This is a genomic window from uncultured Acetobacteroides sp. (assembly GCF_963667355.2).
In the GTDB taxonomy this organism is placed as follows: domain Bacteria; phylum Bacteroidota; class Bacteroidia; order Bacteroidales; family ZOR0009; genus Acetobacteroides.
On record NZ_OY763328.2, the window covers coordinates 2,502,235 to 2,519,860 of the forward strand.

A 17,626-nucleotide genomic window follows, 5' to 3' on the forward strand; every position below is an offset into this window, starting at 1 on the left:
TAAATAATTATGCTAGGTTTCGGCCGAAAAGGTAGCGAAAAAGGTAGCCCCACCTAGAGTGATCTCCTCTTTTTAGTTGCTGGTACAAGCCCTCTGTCCATCCGACGGTTATGGGTTTGTCGGTATAGGCGATAGGCGTAGGCAATGCGAATTTTACCTACCGATAGGTAAGCAGTAAGGGCTGACTAAAAAGAATCACGGCACAAGTATTACGTATCACGAAATGCTACCGCTGCCGACTGCAACATGGCTTAGCTTGTCGTGATACTTGATACCCCTTTCAAGATGGCCTTTGCGTTCCATGGCAGACGCATTTAAAAATAACAAAACACCGAGTCACTGAGACTCAGAGGTCACAGAGTATATTCTTTTCTAGCTTTGATCCTTTACAATCATAGGGCACAGGGTGCAGCCGATGGCTGCGAGGGATAAAAGTGCAAAGCACTTTTATCCCTTTACTCTGTGCCTTTTACGGCTTACGCTGCATAGATAACAGGCAAGGCACCGTGCTACATCAGCAATTTTTTATCTAGCGACCAGCTTATGATAGACAAATTCTGAATTTGCTCTGTGTTACTCTGTGTTTCTGTGTTTTTAAAGGAAATCACAAATGCGGTTACCCTGCCTAGCGGTCTATTAGAATCTAGCATGAAGGGTGTGCTACCTGCTTACCAGCCCCTTTTCGGCCATGTCCTTAACGATGGTTTTGGAGAACTCATCGGCCAGTGCGGCGGCGCTGCCGGGGTTGTAGCTTTTGGTTTGGCCGGAGTACACCAGCTCGTTGCCCGCTACCGAGTAGATCTCGGCCTGTAGCACGAAGTTCGTAGTGGTGGTGTAGTAGCCAGGGGCGTAAACCTGCCCGTATACGTACATGTAGCGGCGGTAGAAGAGCGAGTACCCAACAATAATAGGCCGGGCATATACAATGCCTTCGGTGTAAACCCTATCCTTCTCCCGGTCCACCAGGCTCACAATCATTACCGAGGTATAACCTCCTGTCTTTACCTTTTGGGTAACTTGCTCCTCGGTTAGCCCTTTAAATACGTTTGGCCCAAATACCTTCGAAGCCGGGGTGGCGTTTAAGCCCTTCGTTTGCAGCTCCTGTACGATTGCCTGCTCCAGGTTCTCGCGAAGCTCACGGTTACGGTTGCCCATCATCCCCAGCACGAGCATCTTCTCCAAATCCTGCTTGTACACCTCCGGCGCCCTCCACGACGAAACCACCGTCGTGCTGCTGCAGCCGCCCAGCGCTAGTAAGGCGGTAAGGAGCAGGTAAAGTAGGTAGCGTTTCATCTCTATATGGTTTAAGTTGAATACGTACGGTATGCTTTACAACGGATTTAAGTGGGATAAGTTGGCGCATTTTGCCTATTGTAAGATAATTTACGGTGATGCAGGATGGGATAAAAAAAGGGCCACCCATTGGGTAGCCCTTTTCTTTTCGGATGGCAATATGTTACTTTCCTTTTGCCTCGATACTAAGCGTAGCGTGTGGAACAGCCTTTAGGCGCTCCTTCGGAATGAGTTTGCCGGTTTCGCGGCAAATACCGTAGGTCTTGTTCTCAATACGGATCAGCGCAGCCTCTAGGTGCTGGATGAACTTCTGCTGGCGTTGTGCCAAGCGTCCCGATTCTTCCTTCGATAGAGTGGCTGCCCCTTCCTCCAGTGTTTTGAAGGTAGGCGATGTATCTTGCGTATCGTTGCTTTCGCTGTAGTTGATTGCCGACTTAAGCAGCTCGTAATCCTTCTTAGCCTTTTCGAGTTTTTCTAGGATTAGCGCCTTAAATTCGGCAAGCTCCTCATCCGAGTAGCGGGTTCTTTCAGCTTCTGACATGCTTTAAAGTTTTAGCTAAAGTTAGTGATAAATTTGTTTATGCGGTAGTCTTTTTCACAGCAATTTTTACAACAACATCGTTGTCGAGGTCTAGCTCTACTCCATTAGCTACCTCGTTAACCAAGGTGATGCTGTTGGCAAGGGTTTGTCCAGCTATGTACTCCTTAAAGTTCTCCACCGCTGTATCAATTTCGGCATGACGCTCAAGGGTGATTTCCACCTTGTCGGTAACGTCGAAATCGCTATCCTTACGGATGTTCTGGATGCGGTTGATTAACTCGCGGGCAATACCTTCCTGGCGAAGGTCGTCGGTAATGGTGATGTCGAGCGCCACGGTAAGTTTACCTTCGCTGGCTACCAACCATCCGGGGATATCCTCCGAGGTGATCTCTACATCTTCCATAGCCATATCTACCACGCCCGATGCAAGGTTGAGGGTGTACTTTTGCTCGCGCTCCATTTGGGCGATATCCTCCTGGGTAAATGCGCCAACTGCAGCCGATATCTCCTTCATCTGCTTGCCGTACTTAGGACCGAGGGTCTTGAAGTTTGGCTTAATCTTCTTAACTAGGATTCCGGTAGTCTCGTGTAGGTATTCCAGTTCCTTTACGTTTACCTCGTTCAGGAGAAGTCCCTCTACAGCCTTAAGCTGAGCCTCAAGCGTCGCATCGAGTACAGGTATCATAATCTTGGTAAGCGGCTGGCGTACCTTGATGTTCACCTTGCGGCGTAGCGCTAGTACCATCGACGAGGCTAGCTGTGCTAGGTCCATTTGCTCCTCTAGGTTCTTGTCGATATGCTGCTCGTTGGCTTTTGGGAATAGCGCTAGGTGAACGCTCTTCTCTGCAAATCGCTTGGTGATTCCGTTAAGGTCCATGAATAGCCTATCCATAAAGAATGGGGCGATTGGTGCACCCAGTTGGGCAACGGTCTCCAAGCAGGTGTATAGGGTCTGGTAGGCGGCAATTTTATCCTTAGAGTATTCTCCACCCCAGAAACGCTTACGGTTTAGGCGAACGTACCAGTTCGAAAGGTTCTCGGTAACGAAGTTCTGGATGGCACGTCCGGCACGAGTTGCCTCGTAGCTGTCGTAGGCATCCTCGCACTCCTTAATGAGCGAGTTGAGCAGCGAGATAATCCAGCGATCAATCTCTGGACGCTCTTCTACAGGAATTTCGGCCTCTCTAAAGGTAAATCCATCGACGTTGGCGTATAGAGAGAAGAATGAGTAGGTGTTGTAAAGCGTTCCGAAGAACTTACGCTTCACCTCTTCAACCCCAGCGATGTCGAACTTCAGGTTATCCCATGGCGACGAGTTGGTAACCATGTACCAGCGTAGTGGGTCGGAACCAAAGTCCTCGATTACCTGGAATGGCTCAACGGCGTTGCCCAAGCGCTTACTCATCTTATTACCGTTCTTGTCGAGAACGAGACCATTAGAGATAACGTTCTTGAACGATACGCTGTCGAATAGCATCGAGGCGATGGCGTGAAGGGTAAAGAACCATCCGCGGGTTTGGTCTACCCCCTCGGCGATGAAGTCGGCAGGGTATACCTTCTCGAACTCCTCCTTGCTGATGGCAAATGGGTAGTGAACCTGTGCGTATGGCATAGCACCCGAATCGAACCAAACGTCGATAAGATCAGTTTCGCGGGCCATCTTCTCGCCCTTGCTCGACACAAGCACGATGTTATCTACGTGGGGACGGTGTAGGTCGAACGAGTTGTAGTTCTCCTTCGTTACATCACCTTCCTTATAGTTCTTAAATGGATTCTCGGTCATGAAGCCAGCGGCTATCGACTTCTCGATTTCAGCCTTTAGTTCGGCAACTGAACCGATGCACTTGATTTCGCTGTAGTCCTCGTTAGCCCAAACGGGTAGCGGAGTCCCCCAGTAGCGCGAGCGCGATAGGTTCCAGTCTACAAGATTTTCCAGCCACTTGCCAAAACGACCTGTACCTGTCGATGCAGGCTTCCAGTTGATGGTGTCGTTCAGTTCCAGCATCTTTTCGCGGATGGCGGTAGTCTTGATGAACCAAGAGTCAAGCGGATAGTAAAGCACGGGCTTATCGGTACGCCAGCAGTGTGGGTAGCTGTGCTCGTACTTCTCAATCTTGAACGCCTTGTTCTCAGCCTTTAGCTTAACGGCAATATCAACGTCAACCGAGTCGGTACCCTCCACGTAGTTGGGGTCGTACTCGTTCTTCACAAAGCGACCGCTGAACTCGCCGCAGTCATCAACAAACTTACCCGATTTGTCAACCAAGGTAAGCGAGCCAATGCCGTTTTGCTTGGCCACACGGAAGTCGTCGGCACCAAAGCTAGGCGCAATATGCACGATACCTGTACCATCTTCGGTAGATACGAAGTCACCGCAAAGTACGCGGAACGCATCGCCATCCTCTGGCTGGTGGTAGGGCATTAGCTGTTCGTAGCGCAGGCCTTCAATATCTTTTCCCTTGAATTCCTTTAGAATTACGTAAGGGATATTCTTATCGCCAGCCTTGTAGTCGGATAAGGCGAGATCTTTATTCTTTTCGGAGAAGAACTTGCTGAATAGTGGTTTCGCAAGTACCAATACTACAGGGATGCCAGTGTATGGGTTAAAGGTACGAACCGACACGTAGTCAATTTTCTCACCTACAGCCAATGCGGTATTCGATGGTAAAGTCCATGGGGTGGTGGTCCAAGCCATGAAGTAAACATCGGTATCAACACCCTCGAAAAGGAAGGCTGATTTATCGTTGTTTGCGACTTTGAATTGAGCTACGATGGTGGTATCCTTTACATCGCGGTAGCAGCCGGGCTGGTTAAGCTCGTGGGTGCTAAGGCCGGTACCTGCAGCTGGCGAGTAGGGCTGAATGGTGTAGCCCTTGTATAGAAGTCCCTTTTTGTGCAGTTCCTTAAGCAGGTACCACAGGGTTTCGATGTAGCGGTTGTCGTAGGTGATGTATGGTTCTTCCATATTCACCCAGTAGCCCATCTTGTGGGTAAGGTCTTGCCAAGCGCCAGTGTACTTCATTACCTCCTTACGGCAGGTGTTGTTGTATTCCTCTACGGTAATAGATTTACCTATATCGTCCTTGGTTATGCCAAGCATCTTCTCTACGCCAAGTTCTACTGGTAGACCGTGGGTATCCCATCCTGCCTTACGGTGAACAAGGTATCCCTTTTGAGTTTTGTAACGGCAAAATGAGTCCTTAATGGTACGTGCCATTACGTGGTGAATGCCGGGCATTCCGTTAGCAGATGGTGGCCCCTCGTAAAATACGAATGATGGATGACCTGCTCTGGTTTCGATACTTTGCTTGAAAGTATCGTCTTGTTCCCACGTTTTTAGAACGGTCTTGTTGACTTGCGAAAGGTCTAAGCCTTTATATTCAGGAAATTTAGAACTCATTTGTTATACCTCTTTTTTCAAAATCCCCCAAAAATAGAACTCGCTTTTTTAAAATGCAACTATAAGGAACAAATGGGGGTTATATAGTGCTAATTGGTAAATGGCGCTTATTATGTGAAATACTGGCTATATACATGTATTGGTAGCAAAAAAGTAGAGCCTATTTTCATGAAGAAAATAGGTCTCTACTTTTAACTATACTAGTTCTTTATAGCGGCCATTCGGGGTATCCGTCCATTTTTATTCGGGAGTTTGCTGTAGCCGGATTGGTGTCATCAGAAATCACCATTATGATGTCGTTGTAATCTTTGTTGGAGATGTGCTGAAGAACTTCTTCGAAGGTTAGCACCAGATCGGAGCACCCTTTTTCGACAAATAGCGTATGCTGCCTAAAGTAGAATGGGTTGAACTCGTTATTGGTGTAAAGCGTGTAGAGTCCATCGGTAATACAGCCACCCAGCCAGCTTTTGGTGGTGATGAAGAATCCGATTACCGTATTGGGTGGGAATTCAGACTTTCCTAATTGTACGGTGCAACCAGGTTTTAGGGTACCACCTAGTTTCACTTTCGATACGTTGGGGAATACAATGTATTTCTTTAGTTCACTGACGGATTTTGGAGGGTTATCTGCTGGATAGGCGTAGTACCCAAACGAATTCTTGTAACCGGAGTTTTCATCAATAAAGGTTACATACACCTTGGTGCTTTTGGTTACTAGCACATTTTGAGGTGCGTTTGAGGCAAAGAAGGAAGGTCTTGCTTCAATGTTGTTCTCTCCTCTTGGAAAGATCTTGTATATTTCCGTAGCTAGCGATGGGCAAGGTTTCGTGTCAATAGGATTTTCGGGAAGCCCGTCGTCAATGGACATGTGGATAATTTTAAGGCCTCCTATTCCGGTTGCTACAAAGATGATGCTATCTTTTTGTTCTACGTAGTTTGACGACTCCCCATCCTTGAAGGAGAATCTGCCGATTGTTTGTATGCTGTCCTGCTTTGAAGGAATAATGCCGCCGACTGATATGCCAGCCTGCCCATTTGCAGTAAGCACGAGGTCTCCATAAACCGATACGCTATTGGTTACAAAGTTTTCATCCTTACCTCCAGGTATGGTGGCTGGTCTTGGTATATGCTGCTTCAGTACGCCGCTGTTTTTGTTGATCACCCGGAGGCCTCCTTCGTTTAGCGCGGCGTAAATGTACTTCTCGTTAACATCGATCTCTGACTTTGAGTTTGGGGTTGTAGCGCCCTGCAGGCTGAACGTATTCACCAAAGATAGCCCGCTTGCCTCGAATGAAGTGATTCGAGCAGGTTCCGACTGCATCGCGAATAGTTTTCCATCTTTTACCTGAATAGATCGGGCATGGTCCATCGGTTTTTCGTAAAGCAGCTTGTACTTGTGGTCGAACACCTTCACGCCACCATTTCCATCGGTTCCGCTGCCCGATGAAACACAGATGTTTTCTGCGGTAACACGAATATCGGTTCCCGCATACGACCCAATGCTGATGATCGTATCTGCGCTAACGATTTGTCCCGATCCATTGGTGTTGAGTACCTCTAGGAAGGCTGCACTTGTCAGCTTTAGCGGTGCTGGTTCGGCTGCTCCAACAAGGTAGATCTTGCCATTGTAGTAGTCTACGGCATTGATATCCGCATTGGGGAAGAGCGCTTGTGATACAATGGTTGGATGGCTAGTATTGCTAACGTTGAATACCTCTATGCCCCCTCGGTAGTCGCTTCCTTGGGTGTTGTACGAGACAATGGCGTAGGGGTAGTTAATGCTTACGTGTGTTGCTTGGATCTGCATTCCGTCAACAAGGGGGGAAGGAACCTCAGCACAGAGCGTAAAGGCGTAGTTCTTCGAAATATCAACAGAAGGTAGTTTTATGGCGCTTTTTAGCGTGCTTGTGGAGGCATCTTCAATTGGAATAAGCGTGTTGGCTCTTTGAATCCGAGAGCTTAATTCTTGAGCATTATTGGTAACTACAAAGTTGCTGATGGTTTTCGGAATAGGCGGTTCGACGTATTCGGTGTCATTTTTGCAAGACGTAGCTGCTATACCTAGTACCGCAAGGACTACTACAAACTCCCTTCTAATCATTTGTTGGTTTAGTTATTTGAGCTGATTTGTTAAGCACTATTGCTTATAGGCATACTTAATAACAAGAGTTTACCGCGTAATGTTTTTTTATCATTACTATTTGTACTCGTCAGATTGATGGAGTAGAAGGGAGGCATTTAGATTTGCAGGTAAAAGAAGCCCTGCAGCATTATTGGTACTGCAGGGCCGCTGATGAGTTGCCGGAATATGCACCTAACAGCTCAAATACTTTTGGGCAAAGTCTACCACGTCTTCGCCATTAGTGAGGTGGTACACCTGTATGCCGAGCGAATTGGGTGTAGAAAGGTTCTGAGCGCTATCGTCAATAAAAAGCGTTTCCTCGGCTTTTAGCTTGTTTTGGTCGAGCACCAGCTGGTAGATTGCCGGATCGGGCTTACGCAGGCCTACCTCGTGCGAGAAGTAAAGCTTCTCGAAGAGGCTATCGAGTCCGTTGATGCCATGCTCCTTGAGGAGCGAGGCGTAGTAGCAATCCATGTGTATCTGGTTGGTGTTGCTTAGCAGGAACGTTCGGTAGCGATCCTTTATCATTGACAGGAAGGCGAGCCGGTGCTTGGGGTAGTCGAGTAGCATGGCATTCCAGGCGTTGTCTAGCTGTTCGTCGGTAATATCGAGATTGATGATGCGGCGAAGCTCATTTCTGAACTCGGAAGGGGATATAGCACCGATTTCGAGGTTATCGAAGAGGTTCGATTGGGACGCTTGGCTGAAGAGATTCTTGAAATTCGTAACTCCCAACCCTTCAAATGCCTTTGCGGTTAAGTGGTAGTCGATATTGATGATTACACCGCCAAAATCGAAGATGATATTCCTGATAGCCTTAGTATTTACAGGCTTTGCTGCTGAAAAATCCATAAAAATTGCAGAATTCGTTTTGTAAATTCTCTGCAAAGATGTAAGTTTGCACAACGAAATCAAAAAAAGATTATCGGGGCCTATAGCTCAGTTGGTTAGTAGCACCTGACTCATAATCAGGGGGTCGCAGGTTCAAGCCCTGCTGGGCCCACGAGCAAAACGAAGCGCTTACAAGTAGTTGTAGGCGCTTTTTTTATGCCGTAGCGCGAATAGTCATGCTGCATTTTCACCCTAAAATGCCAGTCCTGTTAATCTACGGTTTGCAGGTGAATAGTCTTTTCGGCGGTGTTCCCCGGAAGGTCGGAGGCGGTTGCGGTTATTTGGCAGCTGGCGTAGCCGTGGTGCTGCTGGATGGTAGCGTAAATCCAGCGATCATCCGTACCCTTTGCTGCAGAACCTGATTCTATAACCTCTCCGTCTGCGGTATGAATGGCTACTTGAACCGAGGCCACCATGAAGTTGTCGGAAGCACTTACGGTAATGGTGCCGCCGGCTAGTCCCTTATAGAGGCTTGCGTCAATGGCGTCGATGCGAGGGGCATTAAGGTAGTCGGCAATGGCAACCTGATGGGCAGACGTACAGCGTGCGCTTATTCTTGATGCATAAAGTTCCTTTAGCTGCGGATTGCCCATCGAGGCCTTAGCGTAGGCTACGGCTAGCCGAAACCGCTCTTGGCCTTCCTGCTGCTTTGCCGTACGGGTAGCAGGTTTCTTTGGCTTTGCCGATACGATGGTTTGCCCGTTCAGCTGGCGGAACACGAGCATATCGCCCAGCATCCCCCTTATTCCTTTTACGATGATGTTATCTGCAACCTTTGCCATGTAGCTACTATTGGGTACAATGAGAGCATACGAAAATGTATGCCGCCTAAAGGTAGTAAAAATCATGGCATCACAGCGATTCTTTTCCGGGGAAAGAAGGAGGATCTGTCAATTTGACAGCGAGGTGTGTTCGGGGTGTGTTCGGACTCCGTTCGGACTTCGTTCGAGAAACCCTTTATTTTGCATGACATATTGGCATCGCAAGAGCGCTGCTTCGCGGGGAGGTCAAGTCCTGCTGGTTTTGCAACGGCTGGATTTCTGCTAGTGCAAAAGTTGCAATCTACCGGGGGTAGATCGGATATTGTCAGCGTATTATTCTGTGGATGAAAAAGGGGGTACCCGTTGGGAACTGCGAAAATCTTACTCATTCGCCATTCGCGCTCAACAACATTTAATAGAATGAAGATTCTGCAAAGGTCATTGGCTATATCAGAAGGTCTAAAGGTGAACGAGCAAACTGTAAAAACGCCCAGTAAGCCACAGACCGTTAAGTTTGAACTGTTCAAAGAAGGGGGCAGCAGTGATGGATGATCTTACCGTTTACGCAAAAGTCCTAGATGCTGATGGAACGCTTTATACCAGCAAAGCAGGTGAGGTAACGCTTACTTTTCAGGCTGTTGAATCAAAATCGATTAACGCAGAAGCAGCCTCCTTATATTAATAAGGCAGAAATTAAGGGTGCTGGGATATCGCTTAGCGGAACCTCTCCCTCTCCTAAAGGACGTATGACCCTAGATGTAAAAACTTCAAAAGCGAATTAGAAAGGGGGCTACTTTCATTTACATATGATAAAATGGAGAGGTGTGTTTTTATTACTGTCCATATTTGTTTACTGAAAAGTTGGTTATTAAAGGTGTTTGATATTTGATAAAGGTATAATCTTCGAGTGTGCCACCATTTTCATGTTAAGTTAAGATGGATAAGAATAGGAGAACTGCCTGTTTTTTGCAATTCATCGCAGATTCTCAGTTCCACATTCCCTTTTTCGAAAAAAACGCCCACCTCAATGGTCTCTTACAAAGGCGAGCAACGTTCGTTAACGCGTTAAGGTATGGTGTAGGGGTTGCGGAATCGGAAAATAGGCGTACTTTTGCATCCGCAATCGGGAACAACGGCGCCTTCGCAGGGAGGGCTAGCGGGAACGGGAGCGAGGCTCTTTAACATAAGCGGCTTAGGAGGTAAGCCGGAACGGACGAGGGAGTAGCGAGAGCACCGGCCGCCCAGAAGGGTTTTAGGACGGAAAGCCGCGAAGGGGCAACCGAAAAAAAAGTTGGCCAACCGCTTGGAAGTTTCGAAATAAAGCCTACCTTTGCAGCCCGCAAATGAGGGAGCGGGTCGCTGCGAAGCGGCAAAAAGTAAATAGGTTCTTTGAGGAAGTGCAGTGAAAAGATAGAAAACGATTAGGATGATTTATTAGACTAACGTAATCCTGATGGGCTAAGGAAACAACAGGGGAAGCAATTCCCCGAAATCAACATCTTCTACTATGGAGAGTTTGATCCTGGCTCAGGATGAACGCTAGCGGCAGGCCTAACACATGCAAGTCGAGCGGTAGAGGACCTTCGGGTCCTTGAGAGCGGCGCACGGGTGCGTAACGCGTATGCAACCTACCCTTTACAGGGGAATAGCCCGTCGAAAGGCGGATTAATGCCCCATGGCTCCCAGGTCCGGCATCGGATTTGGGGTAAAGATTTATCGGTAAAGGATGGGCATGCGTGCCATTAGCTTGATGGTAGGGTAACGGCCTACCATGGCTACGATGGCTAGGGGTTCTGAGAGGAAGGCCCCCCACACTGGGACTGAGACACGGCCCAGACTCCTACGGGAGGCAGCAGTGAGGAATATTGGTCAATGGGCGCAAGCCTGAACCAGCCATGCCGCGTGCGGGAAGAAGGCGCTACGCGTCGTAAACCGCTTTTGTCTGGGGGTAACCGCAGGGACGTGTCCCTGCCTGCAAGTACCAGACGAATAAGGGTCGGCTAACTCCGTGCCAGCAGCCGCGGTAATACGGAGGACCCGAGCGTTATCCGGATTCATTGGGTTTAAAGGGTGCGTAGGCGGCCCGGTCAGTCAGCGGTGAAAGGCTCCTGCTCCACAGGAGAGCTGCCGTTGATACTGCTGGGCTAGAATCTTAGCGAGGCGGGCGGAATGCGCGGTGTAGCGGTGAAATGCATAGATATCGCGCAGAACGCCGATTGGGGAGCCAGCTCGCCAGCTGAGTATTGACGCTGAGGCACGAAAGCGTGGGGATCAAACAGGATTAGATACCCTGGTAGTCCACGCCGTAAACGATGATGGCTCGCTCTTGGCCTGCAAGGGTCAGGGGCTTAGCGAAAGCGTTAAGCCATCCACCTGGGGAGTACGCCGGCAACGGTGAAACTCAAAGGAATTGACGGGGGCCCGCACAAGCGGAGGAACATGTGGTTTAATTCGATGATACGCGAGGAACCTTACCCAGGCTCGAACGCCGAACGAATATGGGGGAAACTTCATAGCCAGCAATGGCGGTCGGCGAGGTGCTGCATGGTTGTCGTCAGCTCGTGCCGTGAGGTGTCGGCTTAAGTGCCATAACGAGCGCAACCCCTATCGGTAGTTGCCAGCGGGTTAAGCCGGGAACTCTACCGAGACTGCCAGCGCAAGCTGCGAGGAAGGCGGGGATGACGTCAAATCAGCACGGCCCTTACGTCTGGGGCGACACACGTGTTACAATGGCCGGTACAGAGGGCAGCCACCCAGCGATGGGGCGCGAATCTCGAAAGCCGGTCGTAGTTCGGATCGGAGGCTGCAACCCGCCTCCGTGAAGCTGGATTCGCTAGTAATCGCGCATCAGCCATGGCGCGGTGAATACGTTCCCGGGCCTTGTACACACCGCCCGTCAAACCATGGGAGCTGGGGGGACCTGAAGTGCGTGACCGCAAGGAGCGCCCTAGGGTAAAACCGGTGACTGGGGTTAAGTCGTAACAAGGTAGCCGTACCGGAAGGTGCGGCTGGAACACCTCCTTTCTGGAGCGCCATCAGGGCGAAATCTGAGAGCTGCACTTCCCAAAAGATATTGAGCGCCACGAGGCAGACGGCCGCATCGGATGCGGGTGGCGCGCAAACGGTAAATCCGGCTTTAAAACCCGGAGGCACCAGAAGATCTTTGACGTTTGAGGACGAAGCGGCGCATGCGACGGAGTTGATCTCCGGCGGGTGCGCGGAAAGGAGTAAGAAAAGGGCGCACGGGGGATGCCTTGGGTCCTATAGGCGACGAAGGGCGTGGCAAGCTGCGAAAAGCCGCGGGGATCGGCAAGCACGAATCGATCCGCGGATACCCGAATGGGGCAACCCACCTGGCTGAAGGCCAGGTATCCGGAGCAATCCGGAGGCGAACGGGGAGAACTGAAACATCTAAGTACCCCCAGGAGAAGAAAACAATAGTGATTCCCCGAGTAGCGGCGAGCGAAAGGGGATTAGCCCAAACCCATCCGGTTACGGCCGGGTGGGGGTTGTAGGGCCTCCATTACCAACCACGAGCGAAGCTGAAGCCGCTGGAAAGCGGTGCCATAGCGGGTGACAGCCCCGTAGGCGTAGGCGAGTGGGCGGGGGAGGAACCCTGAGTAGGGCGGGGCACGAGAAACCCCGTCTGAATCTGGCAGGACCATCTGCCAAGGCTAAATACTCATAGGACACCGATAGTGAACCAGTACCGTGAGGGAAAGGTGAAAAGTACCCCGAATAGGGGGGTGAAAAAGACCCTGAAACCGTGCGCCTACAAGCGGTCGGAGCCCTTTAGTGGGGTGACGGCGTGCCTTTTGCATAATGAGCCTACGAGTTGCTCCTGTCCGGCAAGGTTAAGTGCGGTTACGTACGGAGCCGAAGCGAAAGCGAGCCTGAATAGGGCGAATAAGTCGGACGGGGCAGACGCGAAACCTTGCGATCTACCCATGGCCAGGATGAAGTTCCGGTAATACGGAATGGAGGTCCGAACCAATAAGCGTTGAAAAGCTTCTGGATGAGCTGTGGGTAGGGGTGAAAGGCTAATCAAGCTGGGAAATAGCTCGTACTCCCCGAAATGCCTTTAGGGGCAGCCTTGGACTTACCACCATGGAGGTAGAGCTACCGATTGGATGCGAGGGCCTCACCGCCTATCAAATCCTGACGAACTCCGAATGCCGTGGTGCGATATCCAGGAGTGAGCCGGCGGGTGCTAATGTCCGTCGACGAGAGGGAAAGAACCCTGACCGCCAGCTAAGGCCCCCAAGAGGCGGCTAAGTTGATGAAACGATGTGCGGCTGCAGCGACAGCTAGGATGTTAGCTTGGAAGCAGCTATTCATTTAAAGAGTGCGTAACAGCTCACTAGTCGAGCGGCTGCGCGTGGATAATAATCGGGCATCAAGCCGTCCGCCGAAGCTGCGGATAAGAAATTATGGTAGGGGAGCATTCCACCGGCGGTGAAGCTGGGCCGTAAGGTCTGGTGGAGCTGGTGGAAAAGCAAATGTAGGCATGAGTAACGACAAGGCGGGTGCGAAACCCGCCCACCGATAGACCAAGGTTTCCTGATCAACGCTAATCGGATCAGGGTAAGGCGGGGCCTAAGGCTAACCCGAAGGGGGATGCCGATGGACAGACGGTTAATATTCCGTCCCTGGCCAGCGCTGCGATGGGGCGACGAAGGAGTGAAAGGACCGCCCGGCGACGGAATGCCGGGTTGAAGGGTGTAGGTATAGGGTGTAGGTTAATAGCCGGATCCTGCCGAACCTGATAGTACCGCGAGCCCACGGGCAAGCGGATAGCGTCCCTAATCCGACTTCCAAGAAAACCCCCTAAGCATCAGGCGCTGGGCACCCGTACCGCAAACCGACACAGGTGGTCAAGGAGAGAATCCTGAGGTGCTCGAGTGAATCACGGCTAAGGAACTCGGCAAACTAGCCCCGTAACTTCGGGATAAGGGGCCCCCACGGTGACGTGGGGCGCAGCGAAGAGGTCCAGGCGACTGTTTACCAAAAACACAGGGCTCTGCGAAACCGAAAGGTGAAGTATAGGGCCTGACACCTGCCCGGTGCCGGAAGGTTAAGAGGAGAGGTCATCGTAAGAGAAGCTTTGAATCGAAGCCCCGGTAAACGGCGGCCGTAACTATAACGGTCCTAAGGTAGCGAAATTCCTTGTCGGGTAAGTTCCGACCTGCACGAATGGTGTAACGATCTGGACGCTGTCTCAGCCGTGAGCTCGGTGAAATTGTAGTATCGGTGAAGATGCCGATTACCCGCAACGGGACGGAAAGACCCCGTGCACCTTCACTGCAGCTTAGCGCTGGTTCTGGGGTGGCGATGTGTAGGATAGGCTGGAGGCTGTGAAGGCGGTACGCTAGTATCGTTGGAGCCGACGTTGAAATACAGCCCTTCGCCACTTCGGGGCCTAATCCCTGATAGGGAGACACCGCTTGGCGGGTAGTTTGACTGGGGTGGTCGCCTCCAAAAGAGTAACGGAGGCTTCCCAAGGTGCCCTCAGCGCGAATGGCAACCGCGCGTGGAGTGCAATGGCACAAGGGCGCTTGACTGTGAGGCCGACAAGCCGAGCAGGTGCGAAAGCAGGGCATAGTGATCCGGTGGTTCCGCATGGGAGGGCCATCGCTCAAAGGATAAAAGGTACGCCGGGGATAACAGGCTGATCGCCGCCAAGAGCTCACATCGACGCGGCGGTTTGGCACCTCGATGTCGGCTCGTCACATCCTGGGGCTGGAGAAGGTCCCAAGGGTTCGGCTGTTCGCCGATTAAAGTGGCACGCGAGCTGGGTTCAGAACGTCGTGAGACAGTTCGGTCCCTATCTGTTGCGGGCGTAGGAAGTTTGAGGGGGTCTGACCCTAGTACGAGAGGACCGGGTTGGACGAGCCTCCGGTGTACCAGTTGTTCCGCCAGGAGCACCGCTGGGTAGCCGCGCTCGGTTGGGATAAGCGCTGAAAGCATCTAAGCGCGAAGCCTGCCTCAAGATGAGACTTCCCTTAAGGGCCGTGGGAGACTACCACGTTGATAGGCCGCAGGTGTACGCGCAGCAATGCGCTTAGCCGAGCGGTACTAATTGCCCGAACGAGCTCCGAGAGGGCCGCGCCCTTAGCGGGCAGACGCCGCTTCGTCCGAAGAATGTCAAAATCTAAAAGATATAAGATTTTAGACGCTAGATATTAGACGCTATATGAGGATTGAATGGCATATGCTATGAAGTCTAAGATCTAGGTGCTAAATACTAGGATCTAAAAGAAGACTTAGGTGGCTAGGCGGCGGGGCTCCACCCCTTCCCATTCCGAACAGGGCCGTTAAGCCCGCCAGCGCCGATGGTACTGCTACACCAAGCGGGAGAGTAGGTGGCCGCCAAACCTATAGAGCCCCCGACCGAAAGGTCGGGGGCTTTTTTTATGCCCTTACGGAAGGGGTTGTAAGCTGAGTATGGGAATTCGAAAAGCAGCGGTCAGCTTTCGTTGCGAGCGCATAGGACAAGATCCAGGATGGTGCGCTTCAGCTGGCTATCGATGTTTTTCTCAATATCGGTTTCTGTGACTTGGTACTCGTACCTCGACTTGGGAGGATTGGGTATGTAGTCGTAGGTATGGATTTCTAAAATCTACCTTGTGCATGACATTTTGACCTCCGTACATCCTACGGTGATCCTACGGACTGCTACGGTCTCTATCGGAGCAATTAAGGGTGTTGTTCTGTCAATTTGTCATTGCAAAAGTAGCAGGGTAAGGTGTTGTGCTTGCCTATTATTGGAATATCTTCAACTGATAGCTCGTCTTTTGATAAAAAATCCTCATCTTTGCGTCCGATAATTGGTATCCTGCTTGGGCAGGATAAAAGGGAATCCGATGAAACTTCGGAGCTGTACCCGCAGCTGTAAATTCCACTAAACGTTTTGAAGAATAGCCACTGGCACCTGGTGCTGGGAAGGTTTCAAAACGGGAATGAGCCAGAAGACCTGCCATTATCAACATATTCAGATGCTCCGGGAATAGAGCAGGTCGATACAGATTCTTAAGATTCTCTTTAAGCTCTGGATTAATCGCATCCTATCCTATTTGCAGAGCAATCACGCAACGTGAATCCTAAAAGAGAATGAGTAAGCACTCCCTTCGTCCGATAATGTTTGCAGGCACCGGCAGCGATGTTGGTAAAAGCGTTATTGCTGCAGCATTCTGCCGCATATTCCTGCAGGATGGCTTCCAACCAGCCCCCTTTAAGGCGCAGAACATGGCGCTCAACTCGTATGCCACTCCCGATGGGCTAGAGATTGGTCGTGCGCAGGCCGTTCAGGCAGAGGCGGCAGGCTTACCTTGCTCTACCGACATGAATCCCCTTTTGCTAAAGCCCACCTCCGACCGCATGTGCCAAGTAATACTCAACGGCAGGGTAGTGGGCAACAAGAGCGCTGCCGACTACTTCAACGGAGCCGACCGCGAGCAGCTGCGCGCAGAGGTAAACTCTGCCTTCGATCGCCTAAAAAACTCCTATAATCCCATTGTTATGGAAGGTGCCGGCAGCATTGCCGAGGTAAATCTTCGTTCGCGCGATCTGGTTAACATGTCCATGGCGCAGCATGCCAGCGCCGTTGTAGTTCTTGTTGCCGATATCGACCGTGGCGGTGTAATAGCATCGGTTTACGGCACGATGATACTGCTCACCGAAGAGGAGCGCAGGCTGGTAAAGGGCATCATCATTAATAAGTTTAGGGGCGATATTTCGCTATTTACCGATGGCGTTAAGATCATTGAGGACCTTTGCAAGGTGCCGGTGCTTGGCGTTGTGCCCTACTTTAAGGATATCCATATCGAGGCTGAAGATTCGGTGATGCTCGACCTAAAGAACCGCACCGCCGTAGATGGCAAAGTGAATGTTGTTGTGGTGCTGCTGCGCCACATGTCCAACTTCACCGATTTCGACGTGCTGGAGCGCGACGAGCGCGTGCATCTTTTCTACTCCAACAACGTCGATGAGATTTCGAAGGCGGATATCATCATCATCCCCGGAACAAAATCTACCATTGCCGATCTGTACGAGCTGCGCAAAAATGGTGCTGCTACGGCTATAGTTAAGGCATATAGGGATGGCAAAACGGTGATGGGCATCTGCGGTGGGTACCAAATGCTGGGCATGGAGGTGTGCGATCCGCAGCATGTGGAGGGTCCGATTGACGCCCTGCCCGGATTGGGCTTGTTACCTGTGCGAACCACCATGCTGGGCGAGAAAATTACCCGTCAGGTACAGTTTAATTTTCTGGATAATCCTGCAACCTGCGAGGGGTACGAGATACACATGGGCGAAACGGAGCTGCTCTCGGGCAATGCATCGGCGCTAAATGCGCTTAGCGGCGGCAATGCCGATGGCGTTCATGTAGATAACCGCTGCTTTGGGACGTACATCCACGGCATTCTCGACAATGCCGTTGTGATAGATCATCTACTAGCCCCTTTCCAATCGAAACTCATAACAAGAACCTTCAACTACAAGGAGTTTAAGGAGGAGCAGTACAACCTGCTTGCCGACCATATCAGAAGACATGTTGATATGAAGAAGGTTTATGAGATACTAGAAAATAGATATTAGATATTAGACGCAAGACGCAA

General features: G+C 50.7%; 8 protein-coding genes, 1 tRNA gene, 3 rRNA genes and 1 riboswitch. Of the genes, 6 read left to right on the plus strand and 6 right to left on the minus strand.

Features of this window, described 5'->3' with window-relative positions:
• Positions 1–660: 660 nt before the first annotated feature.
• From ACHZA1_RS10370 to ACHZA1_RS10390, 5 genes are all read right to left on the minus strand, one after another.
• Positions 661–1,293, minus strand: coding sequence for a hypothetical protein (locus ACHZA1_RS10370; protein WP_320051812.1), 633 nt, complete (start codon positions 1,291–1,293; stop codon positions 661–663).
• 163 nt (positions 1,294–1,456) lie between these two features.
• Entirely contained in the window at positions 1,457–1,834 is a 378-nt protein-coding gene (locus ACHZA1_RS10375; protein WP_320051813.1) for a TraR/DksA C4-type zinc finger protein, read from the minus strand.
• Between the two features lie 37 nt (positions 1,835–1,871).
• Complete coding sequence (ileS, locus tag ACHZA1_RS10380; RefSeq protein ID WP_320051814.1) at positions 1,872–5,234, minus strand: isoleucine--tRNA ligase; 3,363 nt, start codon at positions 5,232–5,234, stop codon at positions 1,872–1,874.
• Between the two features lie 208 nt (positions 5,235–5,442).
• The gene (locus ACHZA1_RS10385; protein ID WP_320051815.1) at positions 5,443–7,335 is read right to left on the minus strand and encodes a DUF4114 domain-containing protein; all 1,893 of its coding nucleotides are present in this window, start codon (positions 7,333–7,335) and stop codon (positions 5,443–5,445) included.
• A 213-nt stretch (positions 7,336–7,548) separates the two neighbouring features.
• Positions 7,549–8,208, minus strand: coding sequence for an HAD family phosphatase (locus ACHZA1_RS10390; RefSeq protein WP_320051816.1), 660 nt, complete (start codon positions 8,206–8,208; stop codon positions 7,549–7,551).
• Positions 8,209–8,284: 76 nt separating this feature from the next.
• Between ACHZA1_RS10390 and ACHZA1_RS10395 the strand changes: the two genes are divergently transcribed.
• A tRNA-Ile gene (locus tag ACHZA1_RS10395) sits at positions 8,285–8,359 on the plus strand.
• Positions 8,360–8,456: 97 nt separating this feature from the next.
• On the opposite strand, the gene ACHZA1_RS10400 is transcribed toward ACHZA1_RS10395, so the two are convergent.
• Complete coding sequence (locus ACHZA1_RS10400) at positions 8,457–9,029, minus strand: hypothetical protein (RefSeq protein WP_320051817.1); 573 nt, start codon at positions 9,027–9,029, stop codon at positions 8,457–8,459.
• Between the two features lie 493 nt (positions 9,030–9,522).
• On the opposite strand from ACHZA1_RS10400, the gene ACHZA1_RS10405 reads away from it, so the two are divergent.
• The 5 genes from ACHZA1_RS10405 to ACHZA1_RS10425 all read left to right on the plus strand — a co-directional run bounded on the left by ACHZA1_RS10405 (position 9,523) and on the right by ACHZA1_RS10425 (position 17,606).
• Positions 9,523–9,690: a hypothetical protein gene (locus ACHZA1_RS10405; protein WP_320051818.1), complete on the plus strand. Its 168-nt coding sequence runs from the start codon at positions 9,523–9,525 to the stop codon at positions 9,688–9,690.
• Between the two features lie 822 nt (positions 9,691–10,512).
• Positions 10,513–12,032, plus strand: a 16S ribosomal RNA gene (locus tag ACHZA1_RS10410).
• Between the two features lie 198 nt (positions 12,033–12,230).
• A 23S ribosomal RNA gene (locus tag ACHZA1_RS10415) occupies positions 12,231–15,108 on the plus strand.
• A 163-nt stretch (positions 15,109–15,271) separates the two neighbouring features.
• Positions 15,272–15,383, plus strand: a 5S ribosomal RNA gene (rrf, locus tag ACHZA1_RS10420).
• Together the 16S, 23S and 5S rRNA genes form the textbook arrangement of a ribosomal RNA operon.
• 436 nt (positions 15,384–15,819) lie before the next feature.
• Positions 15,820–16,004, plus strand: a riboswitch (cobalamin riboswitch).
• A 114-nt stretch (positions 16,005–16,118) separates the two neighbouring features.
• Positions 16,119–17,606 (plus strand): cobyric acid synthase, encoded by a 1,488-nt coding sequence (locus ACHZA1_RS10425; RefSeq protein WP_320051819.1) that lies wholly within the window; start codon positions 16,119–16,121, stop codon positions 17,604–17,606.
• The last annotated feature ends 20 nt before the right edge of the window (positions 17,607–17,626 follow it).

Bases quoted from the DNA above. Each gene is read 5' to 3' on its own strand.
- ACHZA1_RS10375 (WP_320051813.1), bottom strand. From the start codon at position 1,834: ATGTCAGAAGCTGAAAGAACCCGCTACTCGGATGAGGAGCTTGCCGAA.
- ACHZA1_RS10385 (WP_320051815.1), bottom strand. From the start codon at position 7,335: ATGATTAGAAGGGAGTTTGTAGTAGTCCTTGCGGTACTAGGTATAGCA.
- ACHZA1_RS10400 (WP_320051817.1), bottom strand. From the start codon at position 9,029: ATGGCAAAGGTTGCAGATAACATCATCGTAAAAGGAATAAGGGGGATG.
- ileS (WP_320051814.1), bottom strand. From the start codon at position 5,234: ATGAGTTCTAAATTTCCTGAATATAAAGGCTTAGACCTTTCGCAAGTC.
- ACHZA1_RS10370 (WP_320051812.1), bottom strand. From the start codon at position 1,293: ATGAAACGCTACCTACTTTACCTGCTCCTTACCGCCTTACTAGCGCTG.
- ACHZA1_RS10390 (WP_320051816.1), bottom strand. From the start codon at position 8,208: ATGGATTTTTCAGCAGCAAAGCCTGTAAATACTAAGGCTATCAGGAAT.
- ACHZA1_RS10425 (WP_320051819.1), top strand. From the start codon at position 16,119: ATGAGTAAGCACTCCCTTCGTCCGATAATGTTTGCAGGCACCGGCAGC.